The following is a 17,046-nucleotide window of genomic DNA, read 5'->3' as shown; positions in this document are numbered from 1 at the left end:
CCACGGCGACCGGCCGACCGGCCGGAACAGGTGGGTCTGATTTCGCCGACGTTGTCGAGATCGTTCAGGAGCATGCGATGGACGCCGTACTTTCCGTACCCGAGCCGCGTAACGAGCCGGTCCGTGACTACGCGCCGGGGAGCGCCGAGCGGGACAGCCTCCAGCGGCGGCTCGGCGAGCTGGCCGCGGAGCGGCTGGACCTGCCGATGACCATCGGCGGTCGGCAACGGATGGCTGCGGGTGCCGCGATCGACGTCGTACAGCCGCACCGGCACCAGCACGTGCTGGGGGTCACCCACAACGCAACCAACGCGGATGCTCAGGCGGCGGTGACGGCCGCCAAGGAAGCTGCCCCGATGTGGCGGGGTTTGTCCTTTGCCGACCGGGCTGCGGTGTTTCTCCGGGCAGCCGACCTGCTCGCCGGGCCCTGGCGGGACACTCTCAACGCCGCGACCATGCTGGGCCAGTCGAAGACCGCGATCCAGGCCGAGATCGACGCCGCCTGTGAGCTGATCGACTTTCTCCGGTTCAACGTGCACTTCGCCCGCAAGCTCCTGGCCGAGCAGCCGAACTCGTCCGCCGGGGTCTGGAACCAGTTCGACCACCGGCCGCTGGAGGGCTTCGTCTACGCGGTCACCCCGTTCAACTTCACCGCGATCGCGGCGAACCTGCCGGCCGCCCCGGCGCTGCTGGGCAACACGGTGGTCTGGAAGCCGGCGCCGACCCAGCAGTTCGCGGCGCACTTCACCATGCAGCTGTTCGAGGCCGCCGGCCTGCCGCCGGGCGTGATCAACCTGGTCACCGGGCACGGCGTCGAGGTCTCCGAGGTGGTCCTCGCCGACCCGGACCTCGCCGGCATCCACTTCACCGGCTCGACCAAGGTCTTCCAGCAGCTCTGGAAGACGGTGGGGGAGAACCTCGCCGGCTACCGGGGCTACCCGCGACTGGTCGGGGAGACCGGCGGCAAGGACTTCGTCATCGCGCACAGCAGCGCCGACGTTGACGCGCTGCACACCGCGCTGGTCCGGGGCGCGTACGAGTACCAGGGGCAGAAGTGCTCGGCGGCGTCCCGGGCGTACGTGCCCCGGTCGCTCTGGGACGGCGGCCTGCGCGACCGGCTCGCGGCCACGGTCGAGTCCCTGGAGTACGGCGACGTCACCGACTTCACCAACTTCGGCGGGGCGGTGATCGACGCCAAGGCGTTCGCCCGGCACACCGCCGCCCTGGACATGATCTCCAATGCGGCCAGTTGCCGGGTGCTGGCCGGCGGCACGGCCGACGACTCGGTCGGCTACTTCGTCCGCCCGACCCTGCTGGAGTGCGACGACCCGGGCCACGAGGTCTTCACCACCGAGTACTTCGGCCCGATCCTCGGCGTGCACGTCTTCGACGACGCCCGGTTCGAGGACGTGGTGGCCCAGGCCGAGTCGGTCGCCCCGTACGCGCTGACCGGTTCGATCTTCGCCACCGACCGCCGGGTGCTGGACTGGGCGAGTCAGGCGCTGCGGTACGCCGCCGGCAACTTCTACCTCAACGACAAGCCGACCGGTGCCGTCGTCGGCCAGCAGCCCTTCGGTGGCGCCCGCGCCAGCGGCACCAACGACAAGGCCGGTTCCTGGCACAACCTGGCCCGCTGGATCTCCCCCCGCACGATCAAGGAGACCTTCGTCCCCGCCACCAACCACCGCTACCCCCACATGAACTGACCTCCCCCGCCCCCGCCTCCCCCGCCCCACCCCCTCTCGTTGTCCGCGATCTAGGGCGAATACGTGCTTGTTGATCTCCGGGCGCACGTATTTGCCCTAGATCGACGAGGCGAGAGGGCGGGGGAGGGAGGCAGGGGAGGCAAGGGGAGGTAGGGGGAGGGGGTGGGGATCTTTTGGGGAGTTCTTGAAAGATTGTGCGGAATGCCGGAATTGTGGCGTACTCTACCCGGCAGCGCAGGTGCTCGGGTGGGCGTGGGGGAGGTCGGTGCCCGGAGGGGGGTGTGTCGTGCCCCCGAATGGGTGACGATATCGAGCATCCTCACTGGACAGTCTGCCACGGACAGTGCACAGTGGAGCACAACCTGCCGCAGATCATGCCAAATCCTAGACGCGAAGGCGCCAAAGTGGCAGCGTAAAGGGCATGGCGGATTCAGGAATCAACCCAACGGCGGCAGCCCTACTCGGGCTGCTCCACGAAGGACCAATGACCGGCGGCCAGTTGATGGCTGCAGCCGAGCGGCGGCTGATGCCGTACTGGTCGATGACCCGGAGCCAGGTCTACCGGGAACTCCCGGTCCTGGCGGACCAGGGACTGGTCCGGCTCGGCAAACCCGGCCCGCGCTCCAGCCAGCCGTACGCGATCACGGCGGCTGGAAAGCGGACGTTCTCCCGCTGGCTGACCGACGTGCCGGGGCGCGACACGGTGCGCAACCCGACCGCGCTGCGGGTCGCCTTCGGTGAGCAGCACTCGGCGAACCAGCTGCGCAACCTCTACAGCGGGGCGAACGAGTACCACACCGAGGCCCTGGCGATGGCCCGCGAGCAGGCCAAGGACGCCAAGAAGGCCGGTGACTCGTACGGTGCCGCGGCGCTGGAGTTCGCCGTCCAGTACCACAAGGCGGCGCTCTCCTGGCTGAAGACGGCACCGGCCAGTTGATCTCGTACGGGGACCCGTCGCTGTGGGAGTGGGCCGCTTGCGCTGACGGTCGCTATTGTTGACAGTTGTGACCGCTGCCGATTATGCCGACCAGCTCAAAGACCTCGATGCCACGCTACGCAGCATCGAGGCAGTCCTCGATGTCGACCGGCTGCGCCAGGACAAGGTCAAGCTCGAAGAGGCGGCCTCCGCGCCCGACCTGTGGGACGACCAGGTCAAGGCCCAGGAGGTCACCTCCCAGCTCTCCTACGTCAACAGCGAGATCGAGCGGCTGGGCAGCCTGCGCAGCCGCCTCGACGACGCCTACGTCCTGCTGGAGTTGGCCGAGGCGGAGGACGACCCCGGCGTGCTCGGTGAGGTGGAGACCGAGATCGGTGGGCTCGGCAAGGCCATCCAGGAGATGGAGGTCCGGACCCTGCTCTCCGGTGAGTACGACTCGCGTCAGGCGCTGGTCGCGATCCGGGCCGGTGCCGGTGGGGTGGACGCGGCCGACTTCGCCGAGATGCTGCTGCGCATGTACCTGCGCTGGGCGGAACGGCACGGGTACCCGACCGAGGTGTACGAGACCTCGTACGCCGAGGAGGCGGGGCTGAAGTCGGCCACCTTCGCGGTCAAGTTCCCGTACGCGTACGGCACGCTCAGTGTTGAGTCGGGCACCCACCGGCTGGTCCGGATCAGCCCGTTCGACAACCAGGGGCGGCGGCAGACGAGCTTCGCCGGCGTCGAGGTGCTACCGGTCACCGAACAGACCGACCACATCGACATCGCGGAGAACGAGATCCGGGTCGACGTGTACCGGTCGTCCGGGCCAGGTGGACAGAGCGTGAACACGACCGACTCTGCGGTACGAATCACACACATCCCCACCGGCATCGTGGTGACGTGTCAGAACGAGAAGTCCCAACTGCAGAACAAGGCCTCGGCGATGCGGGTCCTGCAGTCGCGACTGTTGGAGCGCAAGCGCCAGGAGGAGCAGGCCCGACTGGCCGGTCTGAAGACCGACGCGGCCGGCTCCTGGGGCGACCAGATGCGCTCCTACGTGCTGCACCCTTATCAGATGGTGAAGGATCTGCGAACCGAGCAGGAGACCGGCAATCCGACCGCCGTCTTCGACGGCGAGCTGGATGGCTTCATCGAAGCCGGGATCCGTTGGCGTAAGCAGCGTCAGCTCGCCGGCGAGGTGGCCTGAGCGATGGCCCGCCGGGGCGCGTCGAGCGTCGACGGCGGGCCACTCCTTTCCGACATTGCGGGCCGATTGGGGGCCCGTGGGGCTTGGACTTTTCGTTACACCGCGTAGACTCACCACCCGTGATTCAGCTTGAGCAAGTGACGAAGACGTACCCGAAGGCGTCCCGGCCATCGCTCGACGACGTGTCGGTCTCGATCGAGAAGGGTGAGTTCGTCTTCTTCATCGGTCCTTCCGGATCCGGCAAGTCGACGATCATCAAGCTGCTGCTGCATGAGGTGACTCCCAGTAAGGGGAAGGTCGTGGTCAACAGCCGCGACGTCACCGGGATGCGCTCCTGGAAGATCCCGAACTTCCGCCGCTCGATCGGCTGTGTCTTCCAGGATTTCCGGCTGCTGCCCAACCGCACCGCGTACGAGAACGTGGCGTTCGCCCTTGAGGTCATCGGCAAGACCAAGGCGGTCGCCCGCCGGGTCGTGCCCGAGGTGCTGGAACTGGTCGGCCTCGGCGGCAAGGAGCACCGCTACCCGCACGAACTGTCCGGTGGCGAGCAGCAGCGGGTGGCGGTGGCGCGGGCGTTCGTGAACCGGCCGCTGATCCTGCTGGCCGACGAGCCCACCGGAAACCTCGACCCGGACACGTCCATCGAGATCATGCGTCTGCTGGACCGGATCAACCGCACCGGTACCACGGTCGTGATGGTTACCCACGACTCCAACATCGTCAACCAGATGCGCCGCCGCGTCATCGAGATCGAGAGTGGTCGCATCGTGCGCGACCAGGCCCGTGGCGTCTACGGCTGAGCCCCGGTGCTCGGACGGCCGGCCCGGCCCTGACCTGACGAACGACCCTCTGCGGAGATCCGGAAGGAACCCCCGATGCGCGTGAAATACGTCCTGTCCGAGGTGTTGGTCGGACTGTGGCGCAACGTGACGATGACCATCGCGATGATCATCACGATGGCCGTGTCGTTGACGATGCTGGGCGCCAGCGGCCTGATGTACCTCCAGGTCGACACCATGAAGGACTTCTACTACGACAAGATCGAAGTCGCGATCTTCCTGAAGGTCGACATCCCGGACGACCAGCGGCTGGGCCTCGAAGGGGAGTTGAAGAGCGACCCGCTCGTGGAGGAGGTTCTCTTCGAGTCCGGTGAGGACGCCTACAACAAGTTCCGGACCATGTTCCAGGACGCACCGGACCTGGTGAACGCGGTCAAGCCGGAGCAGCTTCCCGAGTCGTTCCGGGTGAAGCTGAAGAACCCCGAGGAATACCAGGCCGTCTACGAGAAGTACAAGGACACCGAGGGCGTCGACGAGATCGTCGACCAGCGACGGCTGCTCGACAAGATCTTCAACATCCTCAGCGCGGTCCAGAAGATGGGCCTGGTGGCCGCCTCGATCATGGCGATCGCCGCGCTGCTCCTGGTCGGTAACACGATCCAGGTCGCCGCGTACAGCAAGCGACGCGAGGTCGCGGTCATGAAACTCGTCGGTGCGTCCAACTGGTTCATCCAGGCACCGTTCGTGCTCGAGGCGGTGGTGGCCGGTCTCATCGGCTCCCTCATCGGCTTCGGCGCGCTCGTCCTGGGCAAGGTCTTCCTGCTGGACGGCTCGCTACGGGACCTGACCGACCTGCTCACCCCGATCGAGTGGAGCCGGGTGTTGCTGATGCTGCCGCTGATGGCCGGCGCCGGCTCGCTGATCAGCGCGGTCACCGCCTGGGTCACCCTCCGCTTCTACCTGCGGGTCTAACCTCCGGTACGGCGATCGGCGGCACATCCGCCGGTCCCGGGTACGAAACGGGACACAGGGGCCCCCGGCGGCGCGAAAAGCGCTAACCGGGGGCCCCTGTGCACGAGGTAGCATTCTGCCCGGCCGCCAACTCCAGCACGGCGGCCGTCGAACCAGCGGAGAGGGGTGGCGCGGATGCCACGGGAGAAGGGGCGCAAGGTCGTCGCCTCCAACCGGAAGGCGCGCCACGACTATGCCATCCTCGACACGTACGAGGCGGGCATGGCGTTGACCGGCACCGAGGTCAAGTCCCTGCGGGCGGGACGCGCGTCGCTGGTCGACGCCTTCGCCCAGGAACGCAGCGGTGAGCTGTACCTGCACGGGATGCACATCCCGGAGTACACCCAGGGCACCTGGACCAACCACGAGCCCCGCCGGACCCGCAAGCTCCTGCTCAACCGGATCGAGATCAACCGGCTGCTCGGCAAGCTGAAGGAGAGCGGCCTGACCCTGGTCCCGCTCTCGGTCTACTTCAACGACGGCTGGGCGAAGGTGGAAATCGGCCTCGCCCGGGGTAAGAAGTCGTACGACAAGCGCCAGGACCTGGCCAAGCGGGACGCCGACCGGGAGATCGCGAAGGCGGCCGGCCGGCGTGGCAAGGGCATGGACTGACCTGACCTGGGGCGACGCGCCGGGACGGGGATCCGGAATTAACTCGCTGGCGCGAGGCGTTAAGGTTGGGGTGGCTGCCACATCGGGTGGCCCCGTCTAGGGGGTGACTGGTTTCGACTTCGTACGCTGCGTCAGGGGAAGCGAGCCGAGGAAGCCGACGTCGTCTCGAGAATCGGTCGTCGGAAACCAATAAGCGCCAAGCAAAATCGCGCTGACTTCGCTCTCGCCGCCTGAGGCGAGTAGCAAGTCTGTCGGCCTGGGAGTGCCTTCGTCCCAGTCTGCCGGCATCAGCTAGAAGGCTGGCCAATCGAACCCGGTCGCGGGGTTCGTGCGGCGAGATTAATCAGCGACTGGGCCCGTCACACCAACTCGCTCGCGTGATCGGTGGGGCCGAGTAGAGGCATAGCGAGCTGCGCTCGGAGAAGTCCTGACAATCCGACGAAGGACCCGGGTTCGATTCCCGGCACCTCCACCCAGCGCTCTGCGCCCCGGTCCACGGACCGGGGCGCAGAGTCGTTCTCCGGCCGGATCCGTCCCGGAGCAGAGCCGGATCCGTCCCGGAGCAGACAGGACACCTTTGGGGGCTGGACACCGGCGGGGTGGTGGACTCACCATCAGCTCAGGCGGTAGGCGCTCAAGGAGGTGCGTCATGGTGACGGGCCCGATCCAGCACCCGGTGGCGGCGTTCCCGATCGACGACCCGGCCGCCCTGCGGGCGGCGCGGCGGCACCGGGTCACGCTGCTCCGCGAGATCCACACCTTCGAACAGGCCGTGGCCGGTCCGGCCGGTGACCCGGACTGGCGACCGCGCTTCGGTGCGCGGCTGACCGGGCTGCGCGGCGAGTTCACCGAGCACGTCAGGCTCACCGAGGGCCGGGCCGGGCTCTACGCCGAACTGCTCGACCGGGCACCCCGGCTGGCCCGGACCGTACACGTGCTGCTGCGCGAGCACGCCGCGGTGGCCGCCGTACTGGCCGGGTTGCAGCGACGGGCGGAACTGCCCGAGACGACCACCGAAGAGCTGCGCGACTCGGCCGGCGACCTGCTCGGCGAGCTGTCCCGGCACCGGCAGCGCGGAGCGGACCTGGTCTACCGGGCGTACGGCACCGACATCGGCCGTCCGAACTGACCGGACGTGGTGTTGGCGTCGACCGGTACGGAACCCGACAGTGCCCGGTGACGTCTGACCGACATGCGACGTCTTCCCGCTCCGCTGGGCCTGGCGATGGTGTTGACCCTCGCCGCGTGCGCACAGCCGGACACATCGACCGGCTCGGCGGCGCCGGACCGCGAGGACACGTTCCAACGGCGGGCCACCGAGGTCGTGGCGGCCTGGCAGTCGGCCTCCGCTCCGGGCTGGGGCAGCGGGTACGTTCCCTTGCAGGATCCGACCGTGGTGCCGGCCGACGCCGCGTTCGGTGCGGACACGAAGCAGGCCTTCGCCGCCGGTTGGTACCGGGACCGGGCGTCGGTGCCGACCGACGTACCGGCCGACGGGACGATCACCTTTTCCGACGGCACGCTCAGTGTGCCGTTGGTGAGCGCCGCCGACGCGTACCGCCAACTCGACCAGGGTGACCCGCCGCCATGCCCGGGGCGGGCGGCGCAACCGTCACCGAGCACGGCCGCAACCGGGCCGGACGGGTCGGTCAGCGGTCCGGCGGCGACCGCCTGCACCCCGCTCACCGTCACCGGGGTCGAGCTGGGCACGACGACCATCCGGACCAGCCGGGGCGAGGCGACCGTGCCGGCCTGGCTGTTCACCATCGACGAGATCGGTGCCCGGATCGCCCGGGTCGCGGTCGCGGCGAGCGCGACCGGGGCCGTGCCGGAGCCCTCGCCCGCCGCCACCCCGCCGGTGGGCCTGGTGGGCGCCCAGGACCTGGTCGGGGCCGACGGGCTCACGCTGACCTACCGGCTGGGCGTCGGCGCCTGCGACACCGAGATCACCCCACTCGTACGGGAACAGGACAACCTGGTGCTGGTCGCCGGCTCGGCGGTCCGCTCCGCCGGCATCTGCACCGACCAACTGCTGCTGCAACCGGTCACGGTGACCCTGGGCGCGCCGCTGGCCGCCCGTACCGTGCTCGACGCCGTCTCCGGGCGGCCGCTGATCCTGACCGCGGCCCGCTGATCCTCCTCGGCGGGCCCGGTCCGGGCAGCCGCGCTCGCGCGGCGCGTCCTGATCCGCCGGCGGTCTCCCTGCCGCCGGCGGATCAGGGCAGTTCGATCGGCAGGGTGATCCCGTCGAGGCTGCGCGCGCAGGCGCAGGAGCGGTCCAGCGGCAGCGTGGCGACCGCGTCGAGGAGCAGTTCCCGCAGCCGTTCGGTGTTCTCCCCGAAGACCCGGAACACCTCCTCCTGGGTCACGCCCGCGTCACCCTCGACCCCGGCGTCCAAGTCGGTGACCAGGGCGATCGAGGTGTAGCAGAGCGCCAGTTCACGGGCGAGTACGGCCTCCGGATGCCCGGTCATGTTGATCACCGAGCCGCCGATCGTGGTGTACCAGCGCGACTCGGCCCGGGTCGAGAAGCGCGGCCCCTCGATCACCACCATCGTGCCGCCGTCGCGCGCCTCGATGCCCTGCCGCTGCGCGGTGGTCAGCACCGCCCGCCGTCCGTCCGGGCAGTACGGGTCGGCGAACGACACGTGCACCGCACCGGTGTCGTAGTACGTCTGCTCCCGGCCACTGGTCCGGTCGACGAGCTGGTCCGGGACCACGAACGCACCCGGTCCCAGGTCCGGCCGCAGGCCACCGACCGCGCACGGGGCGAGGATCTGCCGTACGCCGAGCGAGCGCAGCGCCCACAGGTTGGCCCGGTACGGGATCCGGTGCGGCGGATGCCGGTGGTCGCGCCCGTGCCGGGGCAGGAAGGCGACCGGCCGACCGGCGATCTCGGCGATCGTGATCGGGTCGGAGGGGTCGCCGTACGGGGTCTGCACGGCGTGCTCGGTGGCCCCGTCCAGGAGGGCGTAGAGGCCGGAGCCTCCGATGATGGCAAGCTCTGCGTGTGCACTCACGGGGCCTACCCTGCCATCCCCGGCCGCCCCGCGGTCCGATGGGCCCGAGGCGTTCGCCGGCCCCGGCCGTCGACAGAGGAGTCGGGCGATGTCGGGTGATCCGGACGGGCCGGCATATCCCCGATTGCTCAACTCGCACTGGCCGTCCAGACCTTAGCCAGCGACAGCCGTGCAAGCTATGGTGCGAGGCATGGCGTTGACTGCGCGCATGGTCGCGTTTGACGGTGTGGATCCGGTATGGCCGACGATGTTCGGCCCTGCCCGTGACTGCGCCCCCGAGTAGCAGATGTCCGGCGTACAGGGTGAGGGCCAGGCGATCGGGGGGCGCGCGATGGCGTCGATGACCGGGCAACTGCTGGTCGCGACCCCGTCCCTGAAGGATCCCAACTTCGACCGTACGGTGGTGCTGCTGGTCGCGCACGAGCCCGGCGGCGCCCTCGGAGTGGTGCTCAACCGCGCCACCGAGGTGCCGGTCGCCGACGTGCTCGGCGCCTGGGGCAGCCTGGCCGGCGAGCCGGCGGTGCTGTTCGAGGGTGGGCCGGTGCAGCCGGAGTCGGCGATCTGCCTGGCCCGGATGCGTACCCCGGCCCGTCGGGTGAAGGGCTTCCACCAGGTTTCCGGTGCGGTCGGCACGGTGGATCTCTCCGTCGACCCGGAGCGGATCGGGGACGCGGTCTCCGGGATCCGGGTCTTCGCCGGGTACTCGGGTTGGTCGCCGGGGCAGCTGGAGGCGGAGATCGATGCCGGCTCCTGGTTCGTCCTGGACGCCCTGCCCGGTGACGCGTTCGTCGACCGGCCGGACGACCTGTGGCCGATGGTGCTGCGTCGCCAGGGCGGCATGATGGCCGCGGTGGCGCACTTCCCGCCGGATGTGGCCCTGAATTAGCAGGTCGGGGGATTGGTCTGCGGAAGCGACCCCTCCGATATGACCCGGCGCCCCGGCGTGTGTATTATTTCGTGAGTGCCCGAGAGATCGGGTCGGCAGGTAGGGGGCCGTGGCGCAGCTGGTAGCGCACCACACTGGCAGTGTGGGGGTCAGGGGTTCGAGTCCCCTCGGCTCCACCCTATAATTGCTGGTCAGGCGGCATAATCGATCGATTGTCGATTATGCCGCCGTCTGTTCCTCTCGCGACGTCTCACACTGCGGCTTGCCAAGGGAACGCATCGGCCTGTTCTGGTTGCCTGAGTTCCGGCGCTCGCCGCCAGCTGAGGGTACGCAAGCCGAATTTGCGTCCGGGTTGAATTCCCCGGTGGTTGCGGCTGCGCCAGCCCGTCGCCCGCCCAGTTTGTCAAGAGATCGTGCGGCCCGGGGGCCGTCGGCGAGACACTGCACCACATCGGACGTGTGTTGGTCCGGCAATGGGCCTGGGTAGCCGTGGAATACGTGTCCGATGCCGTCCTGCCGGGGCTGCTGGCCGTGATCAGGTCCGTTCGGCGTCGCGGCCTGATGATGGGGTCGGAGGTGTCGGCGAGCGGCAGCTACGAGATTCGCCGGATAGCCGGGGTTCCGATTTGCGACGACCTCGTCGGGCCGTCCGGCTTGGACCGCTCTACCTTGATCTAGCACGACGATCTGGTCGCGGCACGGCACGGCTTCGCCGAGGTCATGGGTGATGAACAGCCAGGCCGATGCTGTCGGTGGGGTGGCGAGGGTGTTGGCGATGCCGGCCCGGGTGGAGACGTCGAGCATGGGTGTCGCCTCGTCGGCGATCAGTAGCCGGCTCACCGACGAGGGCGCGGGCGATCGCGACCTGTTGCCGTTGCCCGCCGGATAGTTGATCGGGGCTGCGGGCCAGATCGGTGGGGAGCCCGGCCAGGTCGAGGGACCGGCTGATTCGGGCCGGGTGGAGGTGACGGGGCGTACCGGCGATCCGGAGAGGTTCCGCGACGCGGTCGGCGACCGTCATCGCGGGGTGAAGGGCTCCGTAGGGCCCTGGGCGACGAAGCCGAGTCGGTGTCGCATGGCGCGTAGGCGGCGTTGTCAGTTCTGTGCCGGCCGCCTCAACCTGGCCGGCGGCGGGCCCAGGGCCCCGGCAAAGTCACGTGATGCCGAGTGGTGCCGGCGGGCGGGTGCTGTCGCGGGCGTGATGCCGGTTCGCGGCGGCGATGTTGGTGACCCCGGCGGTGCGGAGTGCGCCGATGGCGGCGTTGCGTAGGGCGGCCATGTGGTGGGGGTCCGGTGCCGGTGCTGTCTCGGGATCGGTCTTCGTCGAAGGTGACGTCTCGCATACAGTGGATCTTTTTGCGATCGACTGGTGACCACGGATTCGCGTCGCCAGTTGCGGCGGCCTGGCCTGGTGCACATGCAAGTCGGTGATGGCATAGACGGTCTCGGTGGTGAACCGTTTCGGCTGGTCGAGGCGACGTCTGCGGGGTGTGGGAAAGTCGATCCTGGTGGAGACGGTCAGGATCTTACAAGTGCGGGTCTCGCGGCGGCCGTGGCCGCGGTCGGTGTCGCGTGCGGCGTCGGGGGCGGCCCGCCAGGGCAGGCCGGCGAGTTGGGCGTGCAAGGTGGGCTGGTTGGCCTTGACGGTCAGGATCCAGTGGGCGCCGCGTTCGGCGAGGTAGGCGACGTGGTCGCGCTGGCAGTGCAACTCGTCGGCCGTGATCACCGTGCCGTGTAGGTCGCCGATCTGATCGGGCGGCGGTGCGAAGCGGGTGATTTCGTTGGTCTTGCCGTCCACGGCGATCGTCGGCCGCTGGGCGGGCGCTGCCGCCACGGTCCGGGTGGCCGCGCTGAGCAGGTCTGGGTCCAGGGCCTGCAACAACCGGCGGATCTTCCTCGCCAACCGGCATGATTCGCGACCCCCGAACCACCGTGACGATCCGACCTCCAGCCTTTCCACCTCTGTAGCCATCAACGGAACGGCGACGTCCGCACGACGTTCGCACCCGTGTTGACCATTGCCGGCAGTCGATAGCGGATGGTGAGGACGGCGGCGACGTAGGGCTTGTCGACGGCCCAAAGATCGGCTAACGTCAAAGACGGGGCCCGTCACGATCACTCGTCGTGCGGCCGTCGCAATTCAGGGAATTGCCCTGTATTCGGCGAGGAGAGTGGGTGCTGCTCTTAAGGCGGCTTGCGTGCGCTAGCGGCGTTGCAGCATTGCTTAACGGGGGAAGTTGCATTTACAACGGGGGATTACAGTGGACAATGATCGAATATCCCATTAGCTCCCGATTACTGGCCACAGCAGAGAAATGCCTCGGCGCACGGCTGCCCGGTTGCCGCGCGCAGGGCTGGCCCATGGGAAGCCCGCGAAACGCGGTTGTTGTACCAGTGCGTTCGTTGACGCAGGCAGTCGCCCCAGGACCACGGCACGGGGACCACCAGGCGAAGACCCATAGCCCGAGGACGGGGCCGGGCGGGGTGGAGGAAAACACCACCGGTCCGCGGTGTCGAGGACGCGATCGCCAGGGTGATACCGGCCAATCCGATGAGTGTCGTCCTGTCGGTTCTCGACGTCCGCACATGCCGTGGACAAACGCCTTTTCCAACAACGAGCCGTACCGGCTCGATCCGACGCTCCGCAGCAGCAATGGTCCTTGGGCGAGAGCCTCAGTCTTAGTGAGGGATTTGCGGAATGCCCCAACTCGATTTAGTGGTCCTGGGCCTCGGGTACGTCGGTATGTCGCTCGCCTGTGAGGCTTTACAGAGTAGGCTTCGAGTGGTGGGCGTCGACGTCGACAGCGCCATTGTGGATGGCCTCATGGCCGGCCGCTCCCACGTCCGCGACGTGTCCGACGACGATCTCGGGCGGATGCTCGCCGGTGGCTTCACGGCTACGACTTCCACCGACGTCATCAGCACCGCGGCAACGGTGGTGATCTGCGTCCCGACTCCGTTGGACGATCAGCGCCGTCCGCACCTCTCAGCCGTCCAGGCCGCCGCGCGCCAGGTCGCGGCCCACCTCTCCCCGGGCACCCTGGTGGTCTTGGAATCCACGACCTATCCGGGCACGACGGACGAGATGATCCTGCCGATCCTCGAAGAATCTGGTCTGACCGCCGGCACCGGATTCTTCCTGGCCTTCTCGCCGGAGCGAATCGACCCGGGCAACTCCGAGTTCAGCTTGCGCAACACGCCGAAGATCGTGGGCGGCTATACAGCGGCCTGCGCGAAGGCGGCCGAGAGCTTCTATTCGCGCATCGTCAACAAGGTGGTTCCGGTACGAGGCACCAGGGAGGCCGAGATGACGAAGCTGCTCGAAAACACCTACCGGTACGTCAACATCGGGCTGGTCAACGAGATGCTGTTGCTGAGCAAGTCGTTGGGCGTGGACTTCTGGGAGGTGTTGGGCGCTGCGGCGACGAAGCCCTTCGGTTTCCAGCCGTTCACTCCCGGGCCGGGCGTCGGCGGTCACTGCATACCCGTCGATCCGATCTATCTCTCCCACCGTCTGCGGGACCTGGGCAGCAACTCGGAGTTCATCGACATCGCCGACCGGACGAACGAACGCATGTCACGCTATATCGCAGCGCGAGCGATGAACCTGCTGGCGCCCTCTGATGACCACCCCGCCTCGGTCGCGCTGCTGGGCGTCACCTACAAGGAGGATGTCGCCGACGCCCGCGAGTCCCCGGCCGTTCCGCTCGCCGAACATCTCGTCGCCGCGGGCGCCGAGATCAGGTTCCACGATCCGTACATCGAGCGCCTGACGGTGCACGGCATCGACCTGGTCGCGCTGCCGTCGCTGGACGAGGCGTTCCGGTTCGCGGACGTTGTCGTCGTGCTACAGAGGCACAGCCAGTACGCGAGCACCGACTTCAGCCCGGCGCGGGTGGTGCTGGACACCCGCGGCTTTCTGCGGGGCGACAACGTGGTGCGGCTGTGACCGCCCTGACTGCGGCCGCCGACCCCGATCGGGGTCATTCGGCCCGACCGACCTCGCCCACCCTATGCTGGCCGGCCGCGCCCGACCCGTACCCCTCGGAGAACTCATTGCCGACGATGTCCGCGAACCTCGACCACCTCCGCAGCAAGCGGGTCTTCGTCACCGGCGCCGCCGGCTTCATCGGTGGACACCTCGTCCGTCAACTAGTGGCACTCGGCGCGGACGTCTCGGGGCTCGACCGCAAGCCGTTCGCCGACTTCCCCGGCACACGTCACCTTGTCGGCGACGTGACCGCCCTCACCCCCTCCACCGTCCGTGAGTTCCAGCCGGACATCATGTTCCACCTGGCATCCGTCGTTGGCGTGACGACAGCGGCCGCAGACGCGGGCAGCACCACCGCCGTCATCCTGGACGGCACGAGAAGTGCACTCGATGCGGCGGTGCGCGCTGGTTGCCGGCACTTCGTGTTCGTGTCGTCGTCCGAGGTCTACGGGGAACCGACCGCGTTCCCCGTCACCGAATCGACGCCCCACGCACCGCTGTCGGCCTATGGCAAGGCCAAATCCGCAGCGGAGCAGCTCGTCCGGGAGCAGGCGGAGACCCACGGCATCCGCGCGACCATCATTCGCCCCTTCAACGTCTACGGGCCGCAGCAGCGTCTCGACTTCGTGATCCCCCGCTTCGTGTCCCTGGCGCTTCGCGACGAGCCCATAACCGTCGTCGGGGACGGTCAGCAGCTGCGCACCTTCACCTACATCACGGACTTCGTCGCGGGCACTCTGGCCGCGGTGGCCGAGGAGGCCAGGGGCTCAACCGTCTACAACATCTCGGGGGCGGACACCTGGAGCTTGGAGGCTGTCGCCGTCGGTGTGGTGCGCACACTCGGCTCCCGCAGCCGGATCGTCACCGTCGATCCGGCCGACCTCAACCGGCCGCCGCTCATCGAGATCAAGCACCGGGTCGCCTCGCACAGCCTTGCCGGTCGCCGGCTCGGATACGCCCCGGAGGTGTACCTGATGGAAGGTGTCGGCAGGGTAGCCGCGGCGATGCGGGAGCCCGTCGATCTGGCCGGGGTGAGCTGAATGCCATGTCGCGAGGTTGCACTCTCACCGTCGGGGCTACGCGGCCCGCTGCGGCGACAGGGGTCGACGTGAGCGCCACGACGGTCACGGGACTGAGCACGGTGACGGAACGGCGGACCTGGGCGGCGATGGCGGCACAGGCTGTCGGAGCCACCTTCTTCCACAGCTGGGAGTGGGCCGAGTGCGTCAGTAGGGAGTTCGGCTGGCAGCCCCATCGGCATGTGATCGACACGATTCGCGGCCGTTGGCTGTGTCAGAGCTTCCGGACACCGCGTGGGCTCGAGTCGGCGCCCATCGGTTACGGCGGCCCGCTGCCGCTGCCCGACGGCGCGGAAACCGACCAGCCGGAAGCCGTCCTGCGTGCTGTAGAGGAGGCGGAGGGCAGCTCGTTCGCCAGGATCGTCTGCTCTCCCGGCCTGATGCCGGTGCTGGATCGGCCGGGCGGGCGGGAGCGCAGGACGAGCGTCGTTCGCCTCGCTGGCTCCTGGGACCTCACCTGGTCCTCCGTTCTCACCGGCAACGCCCGGACCGCGACGCGCGCATGCTGGCGAAACGGTGTCACGGTAACTTTGGTCGGGGATGCGGACGAGGTGGACGGCATCTACGACCTCTACGACGAGTCGATGGAACGGGTCGGCGCCACCTATCGTACGTCTCCCGATCTGTTGCGGGCCCTGGTGTCACTCGGCGACGCCCACGTCTGGCTGTTGCGGGCCGACTGCCAGGGTCGCCCGATCGGCGTGGGCATGTTTCTTCGGCACGCCCGGCATCTGTTCCACTGGATCGGCGCCTACCGCTCGCCGGACCGTCGACTCATGCCAACGCACGCGATCCTCGCCACCGCTTTCAAGATGGCCGTCGACCGAGGGACCGCAGCGGTCGACCTGGGCGCCTCCATGACCGAGGGCCAACGATTCGCCAAGTCACGATGGGGCGCCGTGGAACTGCCGTATCTGGTGTACGAACGGGAGGTCTCGTGACTGGAGGACTCCAACCTCTCATGCCGATCTGGGGCTTGGATGTCCACCAGCTCGACCAGCGTTGGCTCGACCGAGGGTACGGCGTCGAAGCGCTGCTGTTCCGCGCTGACGAGCTGCACGAGCTGGCCACGCTGGAACGCAACCTGTCGGCCGTGGCACCGGCGGTTCCCCTGACCATGCACTTCCCGATGGACGCCAACTACCTCGAAGATCGCTGGATCCGGGACCGGTTGTACGAGTTCATCGACATCGCGCTGCGCCGTGGCGCACGGGGAGTGGTGGTGCACACCAACTACCTGATTCCCGTGGAGCGCCTACACCGGCACGATCTAGCCTCGTTGCGACAGCGATTCCTGGAGGTGTTCGGCGAGGTGGACGAGTACCTCGCCGGGACCGGGCTCTGGCTCGGCGTGGAGAACATGCCGCTGGTCGGCGACCTCGGTGACGATGTGGACGCTGTCTTCGTCTACCCGTCCGACTTCGCCGGCCTGCGCTTTCGCAACGTCGGGATTACCTTCGACCTCGCGCACTGGGTCGGTGCGCTGGAGAGCACGCACGAGGCGGCCCGGTACGGCGTGGCGGCAGACATCCTGCCACCGATTCAGCATTGCGGGCTTCTCGACGTCACCGCCCTGCGGGACAGGATCAGGCACCTGCATTTCGGTGCGGTGTCTGGTGTCGCGCTTCCGGTTCGCCGGTCGCGGGCGCGGGGGGGCGAACTCCCGGGCGATGACGCGCGGTACCTGGCCCTGGCACAGTCGCTGTGCGGTGCCGGACTCACGGTGAGCCTGGAGTTGGCCGAGGCGGACTACCGCCGACGCGTGAACCTGTGGCGTGGGCTCGACTGGTTGAGCACCCGCGGCCTCGTGACTGGTGGGCGGGCCGCAGTTTGACA

Annotated in this window: 16 protein-coding genes, 1 tRNA gene, 1 other RNA gene and 1 pseudogene; 16 read left to right on the top strand and 3 right to left on the bottom strand. The window is 68.4% G+C overall.

All coding sequences use genetic code 11. The annotated features are described in order from the left end of the window. The first annotated feature begins 77 nt into the window (after positions 1–77). The 9 genes from pruA (at position 78) to ACZ6QQ_RS09520 (ending at position 8,368) form a co-directional block, all read left to right on the top strand. Positions 78–1,706, top strand: a complete 1,629-nt coding sequence (gene pruA, locus ACZ6QQ_RS09560; protein ID WP_465875483.1) for an L-glutamate gamma-semialdehyde dehydrogenase — start codon at positions 78–80, stop codon at positions 1,704–1,706. A gap of 421 nt (positions 1,707–2,127) precedes the next feature. Further along, the gene (locus tag ACZ6QQ_RS09555) at positions 2,128–2,643 is read left to right on the top strand and encodes a PadR family transcriptional regulator (protein ID WP_329107603.1); all 516 of its coding nucleotides are present in this window, start codon (positions 2,128–2,130) and stop codon (positions 2,641–2,643) included. Between the two features lie 67 nt (positions 2,644–2,710). Next, on the top strand, positions 2,711–3,832 hold the full coding sequence (prfB, locus tag ACZ6QQ_RS09550; protein WP_326560838.1) for a peptide chain release factor 2: 1,122 nt from the start codon (positions 2,711–2,713) through the stop codon (positions 3,830–3,832). A gap of 119 nt (positions 3,833–3,951) precedes the next feature. Next, on the top strand, positions 3,952–4,632 hold the full coding sequence (gene ftsE / locus ACZ6QQ_RS09545) for a cell division ATP-binding protein FtsE (protein WP_326560837.1): 681 nt from the start codon (positions 3,952–3,954) through the stop codon (positions 4,630–4,632). 75 nt (positions 4,633–4,707) lie between these two features. Then, entirely contained in the window at positions 4,708–5,583 is an 876-nt protein-coding gene (ftsX, locus tag ACZ6QQ_RS09540; protein ID WP_465875482.1) for a permease-like cell division protein FtsX, read from the top strand. A 174-nt stretch (positions 5,584–5,757) separates the two neighbouring features. Next, complete coding sequence (gene smpB / locus ACZ6QQ_RS09535; RefSeq protein WP_465875481.1) at positions 5,758–6,234, top strand: SsrA-binding protein SmpB; 477 nt, start codon at positions 5,758–5,760, stop codon at positions 6,232–6,234. Between the two features lie 99 nt (positions 6,235–6,333). Next, positions 6,334–6,709, top strand: a transfer-messenger RNA (tmRNA) gene (gene ssrA, locus ACZ6QQ_RS09530). 174 nt (positions 6,710–6,883) lie between these two features. Continuing rightward, the gene (locus tag ACZ6QQ_RS09525) at positions 6,884–7,363 is read left to right on the top strand and encodes a hypothetical protein (protein ID WP_465875480.1); all 480 of its coding nucleotides are present in this window, start codon (positions 6,884–6,886) and stop codon (positions 7,361–7,363) included. A gap of 63 nt (positions 7,364–7,426) precedes the next feature. Then, positions 7,427–8,368, top strand: coding sequence for a hypothetical protein (locus ACZ6QQ_RS09520; protein WP_465875479.1), 942 nt, complete (start codon positions 7,427–7,429; stop codon positions 8,366–8,368). Between the two features lie 82 nt (positions 8,369–8,450). Here ACZ6QQ_RS09520 and ACZ6QQ_RS09515 read toward each other — a convergent pair whose 3' ends face one another. Beyond that, complete coding sequence (locus ACZ6QQ_RS09515) at positions 8,451–9,254, bottom strand: S-methyl-5'-thioadenosine phosphorylase (RefSeq protein WP_465875478.1); 804 nt, start codon at positions 9,252–9,254, stop codon at positions 8,451–8,453. 286 nt (positions 9,255–9,540) lie between these two features. On the opposite strand from ACZ6QQ_RS09515, the gene ACZ6QQ_RS09510 reads away from it, so the two are divergent. The 3 genes from ACZ6QQ_RS09510 (at position 9,541) to ACZ6QQ_RS09500 (ending at position 11,029) form a co-directional block, all read left to right on the top strand. After that, a complete protein-coding gene (locus ACZ6QQ_RS09510; protein ID WP_465875477.1) occupies positions 9,541–10,140 on the top strand; it encodes a YqgE/AlgH family protein in 600 nt (199 codons plus the stop codon). A 103-nt stretch (positions 10,141–10,243) separates the two neighbouring features. Next, a tRNA-Ala gene (locus tag ACZ6QQ_RS09505) sits at positions 10,244–10,316 on the top strand. A gap of 551 nt (positions 10,317–10,867) precedes the next feature. Further along, positions 10,868–11,029, top strand: coding sequence for a hypothetical protein (locus ACZ6QQ_RS09500; protein ID WP_465875476.1), 162 nt, complete (start codon positions 10,868–10,870; stop codon positions 11,027–11,029). A 3-nt stretch (positions 11,030–11,032) separates the two neighbouring features. Here the strand turns inward: ACZ6QQ_RS09500 and ACZ6QQ_RS09495 are convergent. Then, positions 11,033–11,239, bottom strand: a pseudogene (locus tag ACZ6QQ_RS09495) (hypothetical protein); the annotation flags it as partial. 54 nt (positions 11,240–11,293) lie between these two features. Beyond that, positions 11,294–12,043 carry a transposase gene (locus tag ACZ6QQ_RS09490; RefSeq protein ID WP_465875475.1) on the bottom strand — a complete coding sequence of 250 codons (750 nt, stop codon included), beginning with the start codon at positions 12,041–12,043 and terminating at the stop codon, positions 11,294–11,296. Positions 12,044–12,838: 795 nt separating this feature from the next. Between ACZ6QQ_RS09490 and ACZ6QQ_RS09485 the strand changes: the two genes are divergently transcribed. From ACZ6QQ_RS09485 to ACZ6QQ_RS09470, 4 genes are all read left to right on the top strand, one after another. Beyond that, entirely contained in the window at positions 12,839–14,089 is a 1,251-nt protein-coding gene (locus ACZ6QQ_RS09485) for a nucleotide sugar dehydrogenase (protein ID WP_465875474.1), read from the top strand. Positions 14,090–14,205: 116 nt separating this feature from the next. Then, positions 14,206–15,171, top strand: coding sequence for an NAD-dependent epimerase/dehydratase family protein (locus ACZ6QQ_RS09480; protein WP_465875473.1), 966 nt, complete (start codon positions 14,206–14,208; stop codon positions 15,169–15,171). A 68-nt stretch (positions 15,172–15,239) separates the two neighbouring features. Continuing rightward, complete coding sequence (locus ACZ6QQ_RS09475) at positions 15,240–16,151, top strand: GNAT family N-acetyltransferase (protein WP_465875472.1); 912 nt, start codon at positions 15,240–15,242, stop codon at positions 16,149–16,151. Between the two features lie 20 nt (positions 16,152–16,171). Beyond that, on the top strand, positions 16,172–17,044 hold the full coding sequence (locus ACZ6QQ_RS09470) for a hypothetical protein (RefSeq protein ID WP_465875471.1): 873 nt from the start codon (positions 16,172–16,174) through the stop codon (positions 17,042–17,044). The last annotated feature ends 2 nt before the right edge of the window (positions 17,045–17,046 follow it).

It is taken from the genome of Micromonospora sp. NPDC049529 (assembly GCF_055586685.1).
This window is presented reverse-complemented; position numbering and strand designations above follow the sequence as displayed.

Excerpts from the sequence above, each read along its gene's own strand:
- pruA (WP_465875483.1), top strand. The coding sequence starts at position 78 with ATGGACGCCGTACTTTCCGTACCCGAGCCGCGTAACGAGCCGGTCCGT.
- ACZ6QQ_RS09555 (WP_329107603.1), top strand. The coding sequence starts at position 2,128 with ATGGCGGATTCAGGAATCAACCCAACGGCGGCAGCCCTACTCGGGCTG.
- ftsX (WP_465875482.1), top strand. The coding sequence starts at position 4,708 with ATGCGCGTGAAATACGTCCTGTCCGAGGTGTTGGTCGGACTGTGGCGC.
- smpB (WP_465875481.1), top strand. The coding sequence starts at position 5,758 with ATGCCACGGGAGAAGGGGCGCAAGGTCGTCGCCTCCAACCGGAAGGCG.
- ACZ6QQ_RS09525 (WP_465875480.1), top strand. The coding sequence starts at position 6,884 with ATGGTGACGGGCCCGATCCAGCACCCGGTGGCGGCGTTCCCGATCGAC.
- ACZ6QQ_RS09520 (WP_465875479.1), top strand. The coding sequence starts at position 7,427 with ATGCGACGTCTTCCCGCTCCGCTGGGCCTGGCGATGGTGTTGACCCTC.
- ACZ6QQ_RS09510 (WP_465875477.1), top strand. The coding sequence starts at position 9,541 with ATGTCCGGCGTACAGGGTGAGGGCCAGGCGATCGGGGGGCGCGCGATG.
- ACZ6QQ_RS09500 (WP_465875476.1), top strand. The coding sequence starts at position 10,868 with ATGAACAGCCAGGCCGATGCTGTCGGTGGGGTGGCGAGGGTGTTGGCG.
- ACZ6QQ_RS09485 (WP_465875474.1), top strand. The coding sequence starts at position 12,839 with ATGCCCCAACTCGATTTAGTGGTCCTGGGCCTCGGGTACGTCGGTATG.
- ACZ6QQ_RS09480 (WP_465875473.1), top strand. The coding sequence starts at position 14,206 with ATGTCCGCGAACCTCGACCACCTCCGCAGCAAGCGGGTCTTCGTCACC.
- ACZ6QQ_RS09470 (WP_465875471.1), top strand. The coding sequence starts at position 16,172 with ATGCCGATCTGGGGCTTGGATGTCCACCAGCTCGACCAGCGTTGGCTC.